The sequence below is a fragment of the uncultured Lamprocystis sp. genome (genome assembly GCF_903933125.1).
Classification (GTDB): Bacteria; Pseudomonadota; Gammaproteobacteria; order Chromatiales; family Chromatiaceae; genus Thiodictyon.
This window is the reverse complement of sequence record NZ_CAIZIZ010000003.1, coordinates 1-15,206: the sequence shown is the minus strand read 5'-3', so window position 1 is coordinate 15,206 and position 15,206 is coordinate 1. Positions and strand designations below refer to the sequence as shown.

Genomic DNA, 15,206 nt, shown 5'->3' with positions numbered 1-15,206 from the left:
CATGGCAAGACCACGCTGACGGCGGCGATTACCATGCACCAGGCGAAAAAATTTGGTGGTGAAGCACGGGCCTACGACCAGATTGATAACGCCCCCGAGGAGCGCGAGCGCGGCATCACCATTGCCACGGCGCACGTCGAGTACGAGAGTACCAAGCGGCACTACGCGCACGTCGACTGCCCCGGACACGCGGACTATGTGAAGAACATGATCACGGGTGCGGCGCAGATGGACGGCGCGATTCTGGTGGTGTCGGCGGCCGACGGCCCGATGCCGCAGACGCGGGAGCACATCCTGCTGTCGCGTCAGGTCGGTGTGCCGTACATCGTCGTCTACATGAACAAGGCGGACATGGTCGACGATGCGGAGTTGCTGGAATTGGTCGATCTGGAGGTGCGTGAACTGCTCTCCAAGTACGATTTTCCCGGCGACGACACCCCGATCATCATCGGCTCGGCCAAGCTGGCGATGGAAGGCGACACCGGCGAACTGGGGACCCAGTCCATCGACAAGCTGATGGATGCGCTCGACAGCTACATTCCGGAGCCGGTGCGGGCCATCGACGGTCCCTTCCTGATGCCGATCGAAGACGTGTTTTCCATCTCCGGGCGCGGCACGGTGGTGACGGGTCGGGTGGAGCGCGGGATCGTCAAGGTGGGTGAGGAAGTCGAGATTGTCGGCATTCACGACACCGTCAAGACGATCTGCACCGGGGTGGAAATGTTCCGCAAGCTGCTCGATCAAGGGCAGGCTGGCGACAACATCGGCGTGCTGCTGCGCGGAACCAAGCGGGAAGACGTGGAGCGCGGTCAGGTCTTGGCCAAGCCCAAGAGTATCAATCCGCACACGCATTTTGAGGCTGAGGTGTACGTGTTGTCGAAGGAAGAAGGCGGGCGTCACACCCCGTTCTTCAACGGCTACCGTCCGCAGTTCTACTTTCGGACCACGGACGTGACGGGAGCCTGTACCCTGCCCGAGGGCATCGAGATGGTGATGCCGGGGGACAACGTGAAGATGGTGATCAAGCTGATCGCCCCGATCGCCATGGAAGACGGGTTGCGCTTCGCCATCCGCGAGGGCGGTCGAACCGTCGGCGCCGGTGTGGTTGCGAAGATCCTCGAGTAGTTTGATGAATAACCAAAGAATCCGTATTCGCCTGAAGGCTTTCGATCATCGTCTGATCGATCAGTCGGCGCGTGAGATTGTCGATACCGCCAAGCGCACCGGCGCTCAGGTTCGTGGTCCCGTGCCCCTGCCTTCAAAGAAAGAGCGCTGGACGATTCTGGTCTCCCCACACGTGAACAAGGACGCGCGGGACCAATACGAACTGCGTACACATAAGCGTCTGATGGACATTGTCGATCCTACCGACAAGACTGTCGACGCTCTGATGAAATTGGATCTGGCGGCGGGCGTCGACGTCCAGATCAAGCTGAGCTGAGGGCGGAACGATGGCGATCGGAGTTATCGGGCGCAAGGCCGGCATGACCCGTATCTTTGCCGAGGGTGGAGAGTCCATCCCGGTAACGGTGATTGAGGTCCCGCCAAACCGGGTGAGCCAAGTCAAGAGTGCGGAAACAGACGGTTATCGCGCGGTGCAGGTCGCCTTCGGCACCCGCAAAGCGTCGCGCGTCAACAAGCCGACGGCAGGTCATTATGCCAAGGCCGGCGTCGAGGCTGGCGAGTGCCTGGGTGAGTTTCGTCTTGAGGAGACTGAGGGCGCCGAAATCAACGTTGGCGATGAGATTTCAGTCGGAATCTTTGCGGCAGGCCAGCAGGTTGACGTGCGTGGCGTCACCAAGGGCCGGGGTTTCTCCGGCGGTGTTCGTCGCCATCACTTCCGCACGCAAGACGCGACTCACGGCAACTCCGTGTCGCATCGCGCACCTGGTTCGATAGGGCAGAATCAAAGTCCGGGCCGGGTTTGGAAGGGTAAACGCATGGCGGGTCATCTTGGCGCTGCCAACCGCTGCCAACAGAGCCTGGTCGTTGTGCAGGTGGATGCAGAGCGAAACCTATTGTTGGTCCGTGGCGGGGTGCCCGGTCCCACGGGCGGGCGTCTTATCGTCGTTCCGTCCGTGAAGTGCAAGAACAAGGGCCAATGATCATGGATCTCGCGATACGAAACGCCTCCGGCAATGGCAGCGTTCAGGTCTCGGATGCCGTTTTTGGCGCCGAACTGAAGCCAGGATTGATTCATCAAGTCGTTACCGCGTATCTGGCGGGAGCGCGATCCGGCACAAAGGCGCAAAAGACTCGCGCCGAAGTGTCCGGCGGTGGCCAAAAGCCTTGGCGGCAAAAGGGTACCGGTCGGGCTCGCGCTGGTACGACGCGGGGCCCCCTTTGGCGCGGCGGCGGCGTGACCTTTGCGGCTCGCCCAAGGGATTATTCCCAGAAAGTCAACCGTAAAATGTATCGAGGCGCGGTGTGCTCGATCCTTTCGGATCTTGCGCGCGCCGGGCGCTTGCTGGTTGTCGCAGAGTTTCGGGTGAATGCGCCAAAGACCAAGGAACTCATTGAGCAACTAAAGATCCTTGGAGTCAGCGACTGCCTCATCCTCACCGATGGGCTCGACGAAAATCTCTATCTTGCAGCGCGTAACTTACTGGGCGTGGATGTGATGTCCGCCCAAGAGGTTGATCCGGTGAGCCTGATTGCCTTTGAGAACGTGGTGGCTACCGAAGGTGCCGTCAGGAAACTGGAGGAGCGTTTGCTATGAACCCTGGGATTAACCACGCGGGGATGAATAAAGAGCGCCTCATGAAAGTCTTGCTGGGACCCTTGGTCTCGGAAAAGAGTACCATGATGGGTGAACTTGCCGGGCAGTATGCCTTCCGCGTTGTCGGCGATGCCAATAAGCGCGAGATCGGACGCGCCGTCGAACTGTTGTTCGAGGTCGAAGTAGCTGGTGTCCAGGTACTGAACGTCAAGGGTAAAGTGAAGCGTCTCGGAAAACGGCTTGGTCGGCGTCAAGATTGGCGCAAGGCGTACGTCCGTCTGAAACCGGGCCACAACATCGACTTCGGCGGTGGCGCTTAGCCCGGCCGGACCAAGCGGATAGAAGAAGATGCCAATCGTCAAGTCCAAACCGACCTCCGCCGGGAGACGTTTCGTCGTCAGGGTGGTCTCACCCGACCTCCATAAGGGTGATCCCTACCAGCCCTTGCTTGAGAAGCAGACGCGTCATGGTGGGCGCAATAACGCGGGGCGTATCTCGGTACGTCACCAAGGCGGTGGTCACAAGCAGCACTACCGGATCGTCGATTTCAAGCGAAAGAAAGACGGTATCCCCGCGGTAGTGGAGCGATTGGAGTACGACCCGAATCGGAGCGCTCACCTGGCGCTTCTTAAGTATGCTGACGGCGAGCGTGCCTATATCATTGCGCCGAAAGGTGTCAAGGCAGGCAGTCAGGTACAGTCGGGAGAAGGTGTGCCGATTGTTATCGGTAATTGCATGCCACTGCGGCACGTTCCGGTTGGTGCGCAAGTGCATTGTATCGAGATGCGGCCAGGTAAGGGCGCGCAACTGGCGCGATCGGCAGGTACATCCGCGCAATTGGTTGCGCGTGAGGGGGAGTACGCGACGGTGCGCCTGCGCAGCGGAGAAATGCGCAAGGTTCATACGGATTGCCGCGCGGTCATCGGCGAAGTCGGAAACTCCGAAAATAACTTGCGCAAGCTTGGTAAAGCTGGCGCTACACGCTGGCGTGGCGTCCGTCCTACGGTTCGCGGCGTCGTCATGAATCCGGTTGATCATCCCCACGGTGGCGGCGAGGGCAGGACCTCCGGCGGTCGCCATCCGGTGACACCATGGGGTGTTCCGACCAAGGGTTATAAGACACGTAAGAACAAGCGGACAGACAGCATGATTGTGCGTCGTCGCGGCCGTAAGTAACTAAGGCGAGGTTTCTGCAAGTGCCACGTTCAGTTCGAAAAGGACCCTTTGTGGATCACCACCTGGCAAAAAAGGTGGGGGAAGCGGTCGCGCAAAACAGCAAGCGGCCTATCAAGACGTGGTCGCGCCGCTCGATGGTGCTGCCCGAGATGGTGGGTTTGACGATTGCGGTCCATAACGGGCGTCTGCACATTCCGGTGCTCGTCAACGAAAACATGATTGGCCATAAGCTCGGCGAATTTGCGCTGACCCGGACTTACCGGGGTCACGCGGCCGATAAAAAGGCGAAGAAGAAGTAGGCGGGGTGGGAGAGATGCGAGCCGAAGCCAAACTGAAGTATGCCCGAATTTCGGCGCAAAAAGCCCGATTGGTCGCTGACCAGATCCGTGGCCAGCGCGTCGAGCATGCACTCCAAATTCTCGCCTTCAGTACCAAGAAAGGCGCTGAGTTAGTTAAGAAAGTGCTGGAGTCCGCGATCGCGAACGCAGAGCACAACGCCGGTGCGGACATTGACGTTCTCAAGGTTGAGTCGATCCAGGTCAACGAGGGGCCGACCATGAAGCGGATCATGCCGCGAGCGAAAGGCCGTGCCAATCGCATCATGAAGCGGACTAGCCATATTACCTTGACGGTCGCGGAAGCCTGAGGGGACAGGAGAGCAACATGGGACAGAAAGTTCATCCAATTGGTTTTCGCCTGGGCATCGTCAAAGACTGGACGTCCAAGTGGTATGCGAATACCCGCGACTATGCCGACATGCTCAACAAGGACCTTATGGTTCGCGCCTTCCTTAAGAAAGAGTTGGCGAGTGCGTCCGTTAGCCGTATTCAGATCGATCGGCCCGCCAAGAATGCCCACATTACCATTCACACCGCCCGTCCGGGCGTGGTGATCGGCAAGAAAGGCGAGGATATCGATAAGCTGCGTGCAAAGGTCTCCGGAATGCTGGGGGTCCCTGTGCACATCAGTATTGAGGAGATCCGCAAGCCTGAACTGGATGCACAGCTTGTCGCCGAAGGCATTGCGCAACAACTGGAACGCCGGATCATGTTTCGCCGGGCAGTAAAGCGTGCCCTGCAGAATACGATGCGTCTTGGCGCCGAGGGGATCAAGGTGAGCGTCGCGGGGCGCCTGAACGGTGCCGAGATCGCACGTAGCGAGTGGGCACGCGAAGGCCGAGTGCCGCTCCACACGCTTCGCGCCGACATCGACTACGGGTTCGCGGAGGCGGGTACGACCTATGGCGTTCTTGGCGTTAAGGTCTGGATCTTCAAGGGTGAGGTGTTCGGTGACCAGCTCCCCGAGGAGCCGGTGGCGAAGCCGGCCGGTAGGAGGGGATAAACATGCTGCAACCCAAGCGCACGAAATTCCGTAAACAGCAAACCGGACGCAATCGCGGTCTGGCGCAAAGTGGTAACCGCGTCTCCTTCGGAGAGTTCGGTCTAAAAGCGATCGGGCGTGGTCGTCTCACAGCGCGACAGATTGAGGCAGCGCGCCGGGCCATCAGCCGAAAGGTCAAGCGTGGCGGGAAGTTGTGGATTCGGGTCTTTCCGGACAAGCCGGTATCAAAGAAGCCCTTGGAAGTACGTATGGGCAAGGGCAAGGGCAACGTTGAGTACTGGGTTGCCTTGATACAACCTGGCAGGGTCCTCTACGAGATAGAGGGCATCAGCGAGGACTTGGCCCGCGAAGCATTTCAGCTGGCTGCGGCTAAGCTGCCGATACAGACCACTTTTGAGAGACGGACGATTTTGTGATGAAGGCGAAAGAGCTACGTACCAGCAGTACCGAAGCGCTGCAACAGCAGCTGGAGGGGCTGCTGCGTGAACAGTTCAACCTGCGTATGCAGCGAGGTGTGGGGCAACTCACTCGTCCTTCTCGCATGAAGGCCGTTCGGCGTGACATCGCGCGGGTTAAAATGGTCATGGCAGAGCAGACTGCGGGCGGTCAATCATGAGCGAAGCGAGTACCGAAAACCGGACCCTGAGCGGTCGGGTCGTCAGCAGCGCGATGGACAAAACCATCACTGTACTGATTGAGCGTCGGGTGAAACACCCGCTCTACGGGAAGTTCCTGACACGCTCTACGAAAATTCACGCCCATGACGAAGCGAATGCCTGCGGCGAGGGCGATTTAGTCCGCGTGGAACAGTGCCGGCCCTTGTCGAAGACCAAATCGTGGCGCTTGATCGAGATCGTCGAGAAAGTCCGTTAGAGCAGATGTGCCGTCGCGGCGTGTCTATGTCTGACGTGGCTCCTGTCGTCGCCCTCAAAATACCAGGTAGAGAATAATGATTCAGATGCAAACCAATCTGAGCGTCGCTGATAACAGCGGTGCCCGGAGCGTCATGTGCATCAAGGTGCTCGGCGGGTCGCATCGGCGCTACGCTGGCATCGGAGATGTGATTAAAGTGACTGTAAAAGACGCGATTCCGCGTGGCAAGGTCAAGAAAGGCGACGTCTACAACGCCGTCGTGGTCCGGACGCGCAAGGGCGTCCGGCGGCCGGACGGCTCGTTGATCCGGTTTGACGGGAACGCCGCGGTGTTGCTGAATAACCAGCTTCAGCCGATCGGTACGCGTATTTTTGGACCGGTTACTCGTGAACTCCGGGGGGAACGGTTCATGAAGATCATTTCACTTGCGCCCGAAGTGCTCTGAGGAGTCGCTGGTCATGCAGAAGATTCGAAAGAATGATGACGTGATCGTCATCACCGGACGAGATAAAGGAAAGCGGGGCACGGTGTTACGCGTTGTAGACGAGGATCATGTACTCGTCGAGAACGTGAACATGGTTAAGAAGCACCAAAAGCCTAACCCGCAAAAGGGTGAGGCGGGTGGTATTGTCGAGAAGCCGATGCCCCTACAGATATCGAATGTTGCGCTCTATAACCCGCAGAAAGGCAGCGGGGACCGGGTGGGTTTCAAGATTCTGGAAGACGGCCGCAAGGTTCGGGTGTTCAAGTCGAATGGCGAAGTAGTCGACGTCTGATTCGCAGCGTCGTTGAGCTCGCCCCGGTAATGAGTAAATAGCGAAATGTCCAGATTGCAGTCCGTCTACCGCGAGCGCATCGTCGGAGAATTGAAGGAGCGGTTTAGTTACCGCAGTGTCATGCAGGTCCCGCGTATCGAAAAGATCACGCTCAACATGGGCGTTGGAGAGGCCGTTGCCGATAAGAAGGTGATGGATTTTGCAGTTGCCGACATGCGCGCCATCGCCGGGCAACAACCGATCGTCACCATGGCGCGTTTATCTGTTGCCGCGTTCAAGATTCGGGAGGGGTGGCCCGTCGGCTGCAAGGTGACGTTGCGGCGTGAGCGGATGTACGAGTTTCTTGATCGGCTGATCAACATTGCCGTACCGCGCATCCGGGACTTCCGGGGTTTGAGCCCCAAAGCTTTTGATGGCCGCGGTAACTATTCAATCGGCGTCAAGGAGCAAATCATGTTCCCCGAGATCGATTACGACAAGATCGACGCTTTGCGCGGACTCGATATCACGATTACGACTTCGGCACGCACTGACGAAGAAGGCCGTGCGCTGCTGGAAGCGTTCAACTTTCCGTTCCGAACCTAACGCGGGACCTTACAAGGATTCACGATGGCAAAAACCAGCATGATCGAGCGCGATCGACGTCGTACCGAGATCGTCGCCAAGTACGCTACGAAGCGTGCGGCCTTGAAATCGGTGATCAACGACCGAGCGTCAACTTCAGAGCAGATCGACGAGGCGGTGCTGAAGCTCCAAAAGCTTCCACGTGACGCAAGCCCTACGCGGCAAATGCGGCGGTGTCGGATCACCGGGCGTCCCCATGCGGTTTACCGGAAATTCGGGCTCTCGCGGAACAAACTGCGAGAGGCTGTGATGCGGGGCGACGTTCCTGGTGTCGTTAAGGCAAGTTGGTAAGACTTTACGGCTCGGTTTGTCCGGGTCGTTTTTAGATTCCGGGTATCGCACCATCCAGGTGGACTGACCCCCCACGTGTGTCTTGAGGAGAAGCACATGAGTATGTCGGATCCGATTGCGGATATGCTGACACGCATCCGCAATGGTCAACAGCGCGGCAAGATCACGATCGTGATGCCGTCTTCCAAACAAAAGGTCGCTATTGCGAACTTGCTTAAGGAAGAAGGGTATATTGCCGACGCACAAGTCGAGACAGTTGACGAGAAGGCAAGACTGGTTGTTCGGCTCAAGTATTTTCGGGGTAAGCCCGTGATCGAGTTCCTGAAGCGGGTATCTCGGCCCGGGTTGCGCGTTTACCGCGGCCAAGACGCATTACCGACGGTGTGGGGTGGCCTTGGGGTGGCGATCATTTCGACCTCTCGTGGGCTGATGACCGACCGCGCGGCCCGGCAGACAGGTCATGGTGGCGAGATCATCGCCTACGTGGCTTAAGGAGATCAGCAGATGTCACGAGTTGCAAAGGCACCGATCACCGTGCCGAAAGGAGTGATGGTGGAGATCGCTGGTCAGTCGGTAAAGGTTCAAGGCACCAAGGGATCCCTGGAATGGACAGTGCATCCGACGGTGTCGGTCCAGCTTGCCGATGGAGTCATTAACGTCTCCCCGGCGGCCGAGCAGCCGCAGGCATGGGCGATGGCAGGAACGACGCGGGCCGTACTCAACAACATGGTGGTTGGCTGCGGCACAGGGTTCACGCGGAAACTCACCTTGGTCGGTGTCGGCTACCGGGCGCAGGCGAAGGGAGACCTCCTGAATCTCAGCTTGGGATTCTCGCATCCGGTCGACTACCCAGTGCCAGGGGGAATTAAGATCGAGACCCCAAGTCAGACTGAAATCATTGTTAGCGGGGCCGATCGGCAACGCGTGGGGCAGGTCGCGGCGGAGATCCGCGCCTATCGGCCGCCGGAGCCCTACAAGGGCAAGGGTGTTCGTTACGCGGACGAAGACGTCTTGCGTAAGGAAGCCAAGAAAAAGTAGGGGTTTAAGACAATGGACAAAAGAAAGGCACGTTTGCGCCGCGCAGCCAAGACCCGCGCGAAAATTCGGGAGTTGGGTGTCTATCGGCTCTGTGTTCATCGGACCCCGCAGCATATTTATGCACAGATCATTGCTCCGGACGGAGCCCATGTTGTTGCCAGCGCGTCGACGATAGACAAGGAATTTCGCCTCACGAATTCCGGGCACAAGGGTAATTCCGGTGCCGCGGCGTTGGTTGGGAAGGTGATCGCCGAGCGTGCTTTGTCGAAGGGAATTGCAGAGGTGGCATTCGATCGCTCAGGGTTTCGCTATCACGGGCGTATGAAGGCGCTTGCTGATGCGGCTCGTGAGAGCGGACTGAAATTCTAGGGGCGGCAACATGTCAAATTTTAATCCCAAGCCGGAAGGTGATGGCCTTCTGGAAAAGCTGGTAAACGTCAATCGCGTTGCCAAAGTGGTCAAGGGTGGCCGGCAATTCGGTTTTGCGGCGCTGACCGTAGTCGGCGACGGTAAAGGGCGCGTTGGCTTCGGTCGGGGTAAGGCACGTGAGGTACCGGTCGCGATTCAGAAAGCGATGGAGAGTGCCCGCAAGAACATGATCGACGTGAAACTCCGGGGTAATACCTTGCAGTATCCGTTGCACGGGCGTCATGGGGCCGCAAAGGTCTTCATGCAACCTGCATCAGAGGGTACGGGGATTATCGCTGGCGGAGCGATGCGGGCAGTGTTTGAAGTGCTCGGCGTGCAGAATGTTCTGGCCAAATGTATCGGTACCAATAACCCGGTCAATGTGGTGCGTGCCACTGTCCAAGGGTTAAAGGCCATGAGTGACCCCGAAAGCATCGCCGCGAAGCGTGGTAAGACGGTCGAGCAGATCCTGGGGTAGATGATGTCAGACAAGAAGATGATGAAAGTGAAGCTGGTCCGTAGTATGCACGGGCGTCTGACAGCACACAAGGCGAGTGTCCGTGGCCTCGGTCTGAGACGGATGCATCAGGTAGTCGAGGTAGAAGATACCCCGTGTACACGCGGCATGGTTAACGCCGTGTCGTACATGGTTAAGGTTGTTGAGGAGGCGTGACATGCGACTTAACGAACTCAGCCCGAGTGATGGCAGCAAACAGTCACCGAAGCGACGCGGTCGTGGTATCGGCAGCGGACTCGGAAAGACCGGCGGCAGGGGGCACAAAGGGCAAAAATCCCGCGCCGGAGGCTTCCACAAGGTCGGTTTCGAGGGTGGACAGATGCCGTTGCAGCGGCGCCTGCCGAAAATGGGTTTTCGTTCGCGGACTGCGCAAAGCCGCGAAGAAATCCGACTTAGCGAGATCAAGCATATCGACGGCGATATCGTGGACTTGGAAGCGCTGCGTAAAGCGGGGCTTATCAACCGGGCTACGTTAGTCGCTAAGATCATCGCGTCTGGCGAAGTCGATCGGGCGCTGACGATACGAGGTGTCGGTGTCACTAAGGGTGCCCGAGCCGCGATCGAGGCGGCCGGCGGCAAGGTCGAGGACTAAAACAGGTCCCTTTGGATGGCTAAGAACCCCTCATCGTTGGGACAGACCCTGGGCGGAATGGGACGGCTGACCGAACTCAAACAGCGGCTGCTCTTTCTGGTCGGCGCGCTTCTTGTGTACCGTATTGGCACTTTTATCCCGGTGCCCGGGGTGAACCCCGAGGCACTGGCCATTCTGTTCGAGCAGAACAAGGGCTCCATGCTGGACATGTTCAACATGTTCTCGGGAGGTGCATTGGAGCGAGCGAGCCTGTTCGCGCTTGGGGTCATGCCCTATATCTCCGCGTCGATTATCGTGCAGCTGATGTCATCCGTCATTCCGCAGCTTGAACAGCTGAAGAAAGAAGGGGAACAAGGCCGGCGTAAGATCACGCAGTACACGCGCTACGGAACGGTCGTTCTGGCTACGTTCCAGGCAATCGGGATATCGATTGCCTTGCAAGGCCAGAGTGCCGGCGGCACCGCACTCGTGAGCCAGGCGGGAACAGGGTTCCTCGTCACGGCGGCAGTGTCCCTGGTCACGGGTACGATGTTCCTGATGTGGCTTGGCGAACAGATCACCGAGCGCGGTATCGGCAACGGGATATCCATGATCATCTTTTCGGGGATCGTGGCCGGTTTGCCGGCAGCCCTGGGTGGGACGTTGGAACTCGTGCGTACCGGGGAAATGAACGCACTCGCGGTCTTGGCGATCTTTGCCATGGTGATCGCGGTGACAGCGTTCGTGGTATTCGTTGAGCGCGGGCAACGGCGTATCACCGTGAATTACGCGCGGCGCCAGCAAGGACGCAAGTTGATGCAAGCGCAGAGTACACACCTGCCGCTCAAGATCAATATGGCCGGTGTCATTCCACCGATCTTCGCGTCGAGTATCATCTTGTTCCCTGGGACCTTGGGGCAATGGCTAGGCAGTAATGAAAATATGCGATGGATCGCCGACATAACATCGAAGCTTTCTCCTGGTGAGCCGATCTATGTCATTCTTTATGCCTCGGCGATCGTCTTCTTCTGTTTTTTCTACACGGCGTTGGTTTTCAACGCCCGCGAGACGGCCGATAACCTGAAGCGGTCAGGCGCCTTTATTCCGGGGATTCGTCCCGGCGAGCAAACTGCGCGATATATCGATACGGTCATGACCCGACTCACGGCCGTGGGAGCTATCTACATCACCGCGGTGTGCTTGCTGCCCGAGTTTCTCATCGTCGGATACAATGTGCCGTTTTACTTTGGCGGCACTTCACTTCTGATCGTCGTGGTCGTTGTGATGGACTTCATGGCCCAGGTGCAGGCCCACCTCATGTCCCACCAGTATGAGGGGTTGATGAAGAAGGCTAACCTTAAGGCGCCGGGCGCCGGGCTGCTGCGCTGATGGGGCGCATGAATCGCTAGGAGATAAGATGAAAGTACGTGCATCGGTGAAGAAACTGTGTCGTAACTGCAAGATCGTACGGCGTAACGGGATCGTTCGGGTCATCTGTAAGGATCCCAGGCACAAGCAGCGTCAGGGCTGATGGCATGGGCATTGACTGCGATGTCGTTTCTGTTATAATGCGCGGTTTACCGCTGATAAAATTTGGTTTCGAGGGTTCAGTGCAATGGCCCGTATAGCCGGCGTCAATATTCCAGATAAGAAACACACGGTGATCGCGCTCACGGCGATCTTCGGTGTTGGTCGGGTTCGCGCTGGCGAGATTTGCGATTCCGCAGCCGTGCCCCGCGACACAAAAGTCCAGAGCCTTACAGAAGAGGAAGTGGACAGGCTTCGCGTGGAAGTCGCGAAGTACACCGTTGAGGGCGACCTTCGTCGCGAGATCTCAATGAATATCAAGCGCTTGATGGATCTTGGCTGTAATCGTGGGATTCGCCATCGGCGGGGACTTCCGCTGCGCGGTCAGCGCACCCGAACTAACGCACGGACCCGTAAAGGGCCGCGCCGTCCCATTAAGCGTTAAGGCGGCGTACATGCTGCGCACCGGCTGGTAAAGGCGAATGGCTAAACCGACTCGAACCGTTAAGAAGAAAATCCGTAAGCAGGTCGCGGATGGTGTTGCTCACATCCATGCATCTTTTAACAACACGATCATCACGATTACCGATCGTCAGGGAAATGCCCTGACTTGGGCGACCTCGGGTGGCTCGGGTTTCCGCGGATCACGTAAGAGCACCCCGTTCGCGGCGCAGGTCGCGGCTGATAAAGCCGGTCAAGCGGCGAAAGAGTATGGCTTGCGAAATCTGGACGTTAATGTCAACGGCCCAGGACCTGGCCGTGAGTCCGCGGTCCGTGCATTGAACAACGCCGGTTTCAAGATCACCAGCATCACCGATGTGACGCCGATCCCGCATAACGGCTGCCGTCCGCCTAAGAAGCGGCGTGTTTGAGGGAGCAATAAGATAATGGCACGTTACACAGGTCCCACCTGCAAGCTTGCGCGTCGCGAGGGCACTGACCTCGGGCTCAAGAGCCGCGCGCGATCTCTCGATACGAAATGCAACCTGGAAAAGCAGCCGGGCCAAGCAGGGGATCGGCGTCGCCGCCTCTCCGATTACGGTGTCCAGTTGCGTGAAAAGCAAAAGGTGCGGCGCATCTACGGATTGCTGGAGAAGCAGTTCCGAAACTATTATCGCAAGGCGGCCCAGTCGAAAGGCGCAACGGGTGAGAACCTGTTGCAGATGCTCGAACGGCGCCTCGACAATGTTGTGTTCCGCATGGGGTTTGGTGCGACACGCTCCGAGGCACGACAATTGGTATCGCACAAAGGTATCCTCGTTAATGGCCGAGTCGTTAACGTGGCGTCCTATCCGGTTGCTCCGGAAGATACGGTGGAAGTTCGGGAAGCGGCCAAAAAGCAAGTTCGCGTACAGAACGCAATGGCTTTAGCCGAACAATACGGGTTCCCCGACTGGGTAGAAGTCGATTTGAAGGCTCTGAAAGGTGTTTTTAAGCGCGTTCCGGATCGTTCGGATCTGCCTGCCGACATCAACGAGTCTTTGATCGTCGAGCTGTACTCCAAGTAAGGAGTGACCGCAAGGGGGTATTGGAATGAGTGAGGCTATCGGCGAGTTTCTGCGACCGCGTATTGTACAGGTGGAGCCGGTTGACGGCAGTCCCAGTCATGCGCGGGTCTCCCTGGAGCCGTTAGAGCGGGGATTTGGTCACACACTCGGCAATGCGCTCCGAAGAGTTCTGTTGTCCTCAATGTCCGGGTGTGCGGTCACTGAGGTTGAAATAAATGGTGTGCTGCATGAGTACACCACGCTGGAAGGCGTGCAGGAAGACGTACTCGAGATTCTTCTGAATTTGAAGAATCTAGCGATTACCCTGAGCGGGAAAGACGAGGCTACCTTCGCGCTGAGTAAGAAAGGGCCGGGTACTGTGACTGCCGCAGATATCGATCTGGGGCATTCCGGCGTCATTGCCAATCCGCACCTGGTTATTGCCAATTTGACCACCGATGCGGAACTTAGCATGACGTTGACCGTGCGTCGCGGCATTGGTTACGTTCCTGCGATACAGAGGGAGATCGAAGGAGGCGAAGATCGTCCCATCGGCAAATTGACGCTGGATGCGTCGTTCAGTCCGGTGCGCAAAGTGGCCATTGAAGTGCAATCTGCGCGTGTCGAGCAGAGAACAGATCTCGATCGGTTGGTTATCGATCTGGAGACCAACGGGACGCTGGACCCAAAGACCGCGATTCAGCGGTCCGCGGAAATATTGCGCGACCAGCTTGGGAGTTTTGTGGCGCTGGATCCCTCGCTCCCGAGGGATGTCGCGGCTCAAGAGCCCGCACCAGGTCCGACCATTGATCCGATTCTGTTGCGTCCCGTCGATGATCTTGAACTGACTGTTCGTTCTGCCAATTGTCTCAAGGCAGAGAATATTTATCTGATCGGCGATCTTATTCAGCGAACAGAAGTGGAATTGCTGAAGACGCCGAATCTTGGTAAAAAATCGCTCACTGAGATCAAGGATGTTCTTGCTACTCGTGGTTTGTCGCTCGGCATGCGCCTGGAAAACTGGCCTCCCGAGAATATCGACGAACTGAGCATTCGCTAACAGATACTTGGATCACGGACCATGCGTCACCGTAAAGCCGGAAGGCACCTAAATCGCACCAGTTCGCACCGGGGAGCCATGTTCCGCAATATGGCGGCATCGCTTTTTCGGCACGAGTTGATCAAGACAACCCTGCCAAAGGCCAAAGAGTTGCGTCGGGTTGCGGAACCATTGATCACGCTGGCTAAGAGCGATTCCGTTCATACTCGGCGACTGGCATTCGCGCGTCTGCGGGATAAGGAGATCGTGGGAAAGCTTTTCGTGGAGCTCGGACCGCGTTATCTGGAGCGTCCCGGCGGTTATCTGCGTATTCTGAAGTGCGGCTTTCGGACTGGAGATGCTGCGCCGATGGCGTACGTAGAATTGGTTGGACGGCCTGAGCGCTCAGAGGCGGTGGAAGAGGATTGAGCAACCCTTAAGGTTGTTGATGAACGTCTGTCGCGATTCCCAAGCGGATCGTTAGAGGTCTGACGAAAATCAGACTGCGCGTGGAGCGCGGTGCGGTGTTTCTTGCGTTGTATTGGTCGGCACGTTGATCCACTACATCAGACTTGACTCTCTCCCGGAGTAATGTGTGGTCGATCGCTTGGCTAGGGAGAAGGGCAAGAAACTTGCGGCGCGAGCCGGCGGAATGCTCAAAAAAGGAGTTTGACACCGAGCCGGGATGATGTAGAATGATCGGCTTGCTGCGAAGGAATCGCGGTGTTAGTGGAAGGGAGCGTCAGCCGGGAGAGTTGACAGCACGGCGGGAAGCTGTAGAATTTGAGAGCTACGCCGCGCGGTGCGGTGAGTTTGGTG

General features: G+C 57.7%; 29 protein-coding genes. All 29 read left to right on the top strand.

What is annotated here, in order from left to right; all coding sequences use genetic code 11:
- A partial coding sequence (gene tuf / locus QZY03_RS00250) for an elongation factor Tu (protein WP_295576978.1) occupies positions 1 to 1,125 on the top strand: 1,125 nt, incomplete at its 5' end.
- Between the two features lie 4 nt (positions 1,126 to 1,129).
- On the top strand, positions 1,130 to 1,441 hold the full coding sequence (gene rpsJ, locus QZY03_RS00245; protein ID WP_020508542.1) for a 30S ribosomal protein S10: 312 nt from the start codon (positions 1,130 to 1,132) through the stop codon (positions 1,439 to 1,441).
- Positions 1,442 to 1,451: 10 nt separating this feature from the next.
- Positions 1,452 to 2,105 (top strand): 50S ribosomal protein L3, encoded by a 654-nt coding sequence (gene rplC / locus QZY03_RS00240; protein WP_295576975.1) that lies wholly within the window; start codon positions 1,452 to 1,454, stop codon positions 2,103 to 2,105.
- 2 nt (positions 2,106 to 2,107) lie between these two features.
- A complete protein-coding gene (rplD, locus tag QZY03_RS00235; RefSeq protein WP_295576981.1) occupies positions 2,108 to 2,719 on the top strand; it encodes a 50S ribosomal protein L4 in 612 nt (203 codons plus the stop codon).
- Positions 2,720 to 2,742: 23 nt separating this feature from the next.
- On the top strand, positions 2,743 to 3,039 hold the full coding sequence (rplW, locus tag QZY03_RS00230) for a 50S ribosomal protein L23 (RefSeq protein WP_020508539.1): 297 nt from the start codon (positions 2,743 to 2,745) through the stop codon (positions 3,037 to 3,039).
- A 28-nt stretch (positions 3,040 to 3,067) separates the two neighbouring features.
- Positions 3,068 to 3,895, top strand: coding sequence for a 50S ribosomal protein L2 (rplB, locus tag QZY03_RS00225; RefSeq protein ID WP_295576973.1), 828 nt, complete (start codon positions 3,068 to 3,070; stop codon positions 3,893 to 3,895).
- A gap of 20 nt (positions 3,896 to 3,915) precedes the next feature.
- On the top strand, positions 3,916 to 4,194 hold the full coding sequence (rpsS, locus tag QZY03_RS00220; RefSeq protein WP_026199881.1) for a 30S ribosomal protein S19: 279 nt from the start codon (positions 3,916 to 3,918) through the stop codon (positions 4,192 to 4,194).
- A 14-nt stretch (positions 4,195 to 4,208) separates the two neighbouring features.
- Positions 4,209 to 4,541 carry a 50S ribosomal protein L22 gene (rplV, locus tag QZY03_RS00215; protein ID WP_295576970.1) on the top strand — a complete coding sequence of 111 codons (333 nt, stop codon included), beginning with the start codon at positions 4,209 to 4,211 and terminating at the stop codon, positions 4,539 to 4,541.
- A 17-nt stretch (positions 4,542 to 4,558) separates the two neighbouring features.
- Positions 4,559 to 5,236 (top strand): 30S ribosomal protein S3, encoded by a 678-nt coding sequence (gene rpsC / locus QZY03_RS00210; RefSeq protein WP_295576968.1) that lies wholly within the window; start codon positions 4,559 to 4,561, stop codon positions 5,234 to 5,236.
- A 2-nt stretch (positions 5,237 to 5,238) separates the two neighbouring features.
- Positions 5,239 to 5,652 (top strand): 50S ribosomal protein L16, encoded by a 414-nt coding sequence (gene rplP, locus QZY03_RS00205; protein WP_295576965.1) that lies wholly within the window; start codon positions 5,239 to 5,241, stop codon positions 5,650 to 5,652.
- Positions 5,652 to 5,852 carry a 50S ribosomal protein L29 gene (gene rpmC / locus QZY03_RS00200; protein WP_295576962.1) on the top strand — a complete coding sequence of 67 codons (201 nt, stop codon included), beginning with the start codon at positions 5,652 to 5,654 and terminating at the stop codon, positions 5,850 to 5,852. The genes rplP and rpmC overlap by 1 nt, the downstream gene beginning before the upstream one ends.
- On the top strand, positions 5,849 to 6,109 hold the full coding sequence (gene rpsQ / locus QZY03_RS00195) for a 30S ribosomal protein S17 (protein WP_295576960.1): 261 nt from the start codon (positions 5,849 to 5,851) through the stop codon (positions 6,107 to 6,109). Before rpmC ends, rpsQ begins: the two co-directional genes overlap by 4 nt.
- Positions 6,110 to 6,185: 76 nt before the next feature.
- Positions 6,186 to 6,554, top strand: coding sequence for a 50S ribosomal protein L14 (rplN, locus tag QZY03_RS00190; RefSeq protein ID WP_020508530.1), 369 nt, complete (start codon positions 6,186 to 6,188; stop codon positions 6,552 to 6,554).
- 13 nt (positions 6,555 to 6,567) lie between these two features.
- A complete protein-coding gene (gene rplX, locus QZY03_RS00185; RefSeq protein WP_295576958.1) occupies positions 6,568 to 6,885 on the top strand; it encodes a 50S ribosomal protein L24 in 318 nt (105 codons plus the stop codon).
- A 45-nt stretch (positions 6,886 to 6,930) separates the two neighbouring features.
- Positions 6,931 to 7,470, top strand: coding sequence for a 50S ribosomal protein L5 (rplE, locus tag QZY03_RS00180; RefSeq protein ID WP_026199879.1), 540 nt, complete (start codon positions 6,931 to 6,933; stop codon positions 7,468 to 7,470).
- Between the two features lie 24 nt (positions 7,471 to 7,494).
- On the top strand, positions 7,495 to 7,800 hold the full coding sequence (gene rpsN, locus QZY03_RS00175) for a 30S ribosomal protein S14 (RefSeq protein WP_020508527.1): 306 nt from the start codon (positions 7,495 to 7,497) through the stop codon (positions 7,798 to 7,800).
- Between the two features lie 96 nt (positions 7,801 to 7,896).
- Positions 7,897 to 8,292 carry a 30S ribosomal protein S8 gene (rpsH, locus tag QZY03_RS00170; protein WP_295576953.1) on the top strand — a complete coding sequence of 132 codons (396 nt, stop codon included), beginning with the start codon at positions 7,897 to 7,899 and terminating at the stop codon, positions 8,290 to 8,292.
- Between the two features lie 12 nt (positions 8,293 to 8,304).
- A complete protein-coding gene (gene rplF / locus QZY03_RS00165) occupies positions 8,305 to 8,838 on the top strand; it encodes a 50S ribosomal protein L6 (RefSeq protein ID WP_295576950.1) in 534 nt (177 codons plus the stop codon).
- A gap of 12 nt (positions 8,839 to 8,850) precedes the next feature.
- Positions 8,851 to 9,207: a 50S ribosomal protein L18 gene (rplR, locus tag QZY03_RS00160; protein WP_295576947.1), complete on the top strand. Its 357-nt coding sequence runs from the start codon at positions 8,851 to 8,853 to the stop codon at positions 9,205 to 9,207.
- Positions 9,208 to 9,217: 10 nt separating this feature from the next.
- On the top strand, positions 9,218 to 9,724 hold the full coding sequence (gene rpsE, locus QZY03_RS00155; RefSeq protein WP_295576943.1) for a 30S ribosomal protein S5: 507 nt from the start codon (positions 9,218 to 9,220) through the stop codon (positions 9,722 to 9,724).
- Between the two features lie 3 nt (positions 9,725 to 9,727).
- Positions 9,728 to 9,919 (top strand): 50S ribosomal protein L30, encoded by a 192-nt coding sequence (gene rpmD, locus QZY03_RS00150; protein ID WP_026199876.1) that lies wholly within the window; start codon positions 9,728 to 9,730, stop codon positions 9,917 to 9,919.
- Between the two features lies 1 nt (position 9,920).
- Positions 9,921 to 10,355: a 50S ribosomal protein L15 gene (gene rplO / locus QZY03_RS00145; RefSeq protein ID WP_295576940.1), complete on the top strand. Its 435-nt coding sequence runs from the start codon at positions 9,921 to 9,923 to the stop codon at positions 10,353 to 10,355.
- Between the two features lie 15 nt (positions 10,356 to 10,370).
- Positions 10,371 to 11,723: a preprotein translocase subunit SecY gene (gene secY, locus QZY03_RS00140; protein ID WP_026199875.1), complete on the top strand. Its 1,353-nt coding sequence runs from the start codon at positions 10,371 to 10,373 to the stop codon at positions 11,721 to 11,723.
- A 28-nt stretch (positions 11,724 to 11,751) separates the two neighbouring features.
- Positions 11,752 to 11,865, top strand: coding sequence for a 50S ribosomal protein L36 (gene rpmJ / locus QZY03_RS00135; protein ID WP_083925006.1), 114 nt, complete (start codon positions 11,752 to 11,754; stop codon positions 11,863 to 11,865).
- An 84-nt stretch (positions 11,866 to 11,949) separates the two neighbouring features.
- Positions 11,950 to 12,306 (top strand): 30S ribosomal protein S13, encoded by a 357-nt coding sequence (gene rpsM, locus QZY03_RS00130; protein WP_020508519.1) that lies wholly within the window; start codon positions 11,950 to 11,952, stop codon positions 12,304 to 12,306.
- A gap of 37 nt (positions 12,307 to 12,343) precedes the next feature.
- Positions 12,344 to 12,733 (top strand): 30S ribosomal protein S11, encoded by a 390-nt coding sequence (gene rpsK / locus QZY03_RS00125; RefSeq protein ID WP_020508518.1) that lies wholly within the window; start codon positions 12,344 to 12,346, stop codon positions 12,731 to 12,733.
- 15 nt (positions 12,734 to 12,748) lie between these two features.
- A complete protein-coding gene (gene rpsD, locus QZY03_RS00120) occupies positions 12,749 to 13,369 on the top strand; it encodes a 30S ribosomal protein S4 (RefSeq protein ID WP_295576928.1) in 621 nt (206 codons plus the stop codon).
- Positions 13,370 to 13,394: 25 nt separating this feature from the next.
- Entirely contained in the window at positions 13,395 to 14,408 is a 1,014-nt protein-coding gene (gene rpoA, locus QZY03_RS00115) for a DNA-directed RNA polymerase subunit alpha (RefSeq protein WP_295576925.1), read from the top strand.
- 21 nt (positions 14,409 to 14,429) lie between these two features.
- Positions 14,430 to 14,816 (top strand): 50S ribosomal protein L17, encoded by a 387-nt coding sequence (rplQ, locus tag QZY03_RS00110; RefSeq protein ID WP_295576922.1) that lies wholly within the window; start codon positions 14,430 to 14,432, stop codon positions 14,814 to 14,816.
- The last annotated feature ends 390 nt before the right edge of the window (positions 14,817 to 15,206 follow it).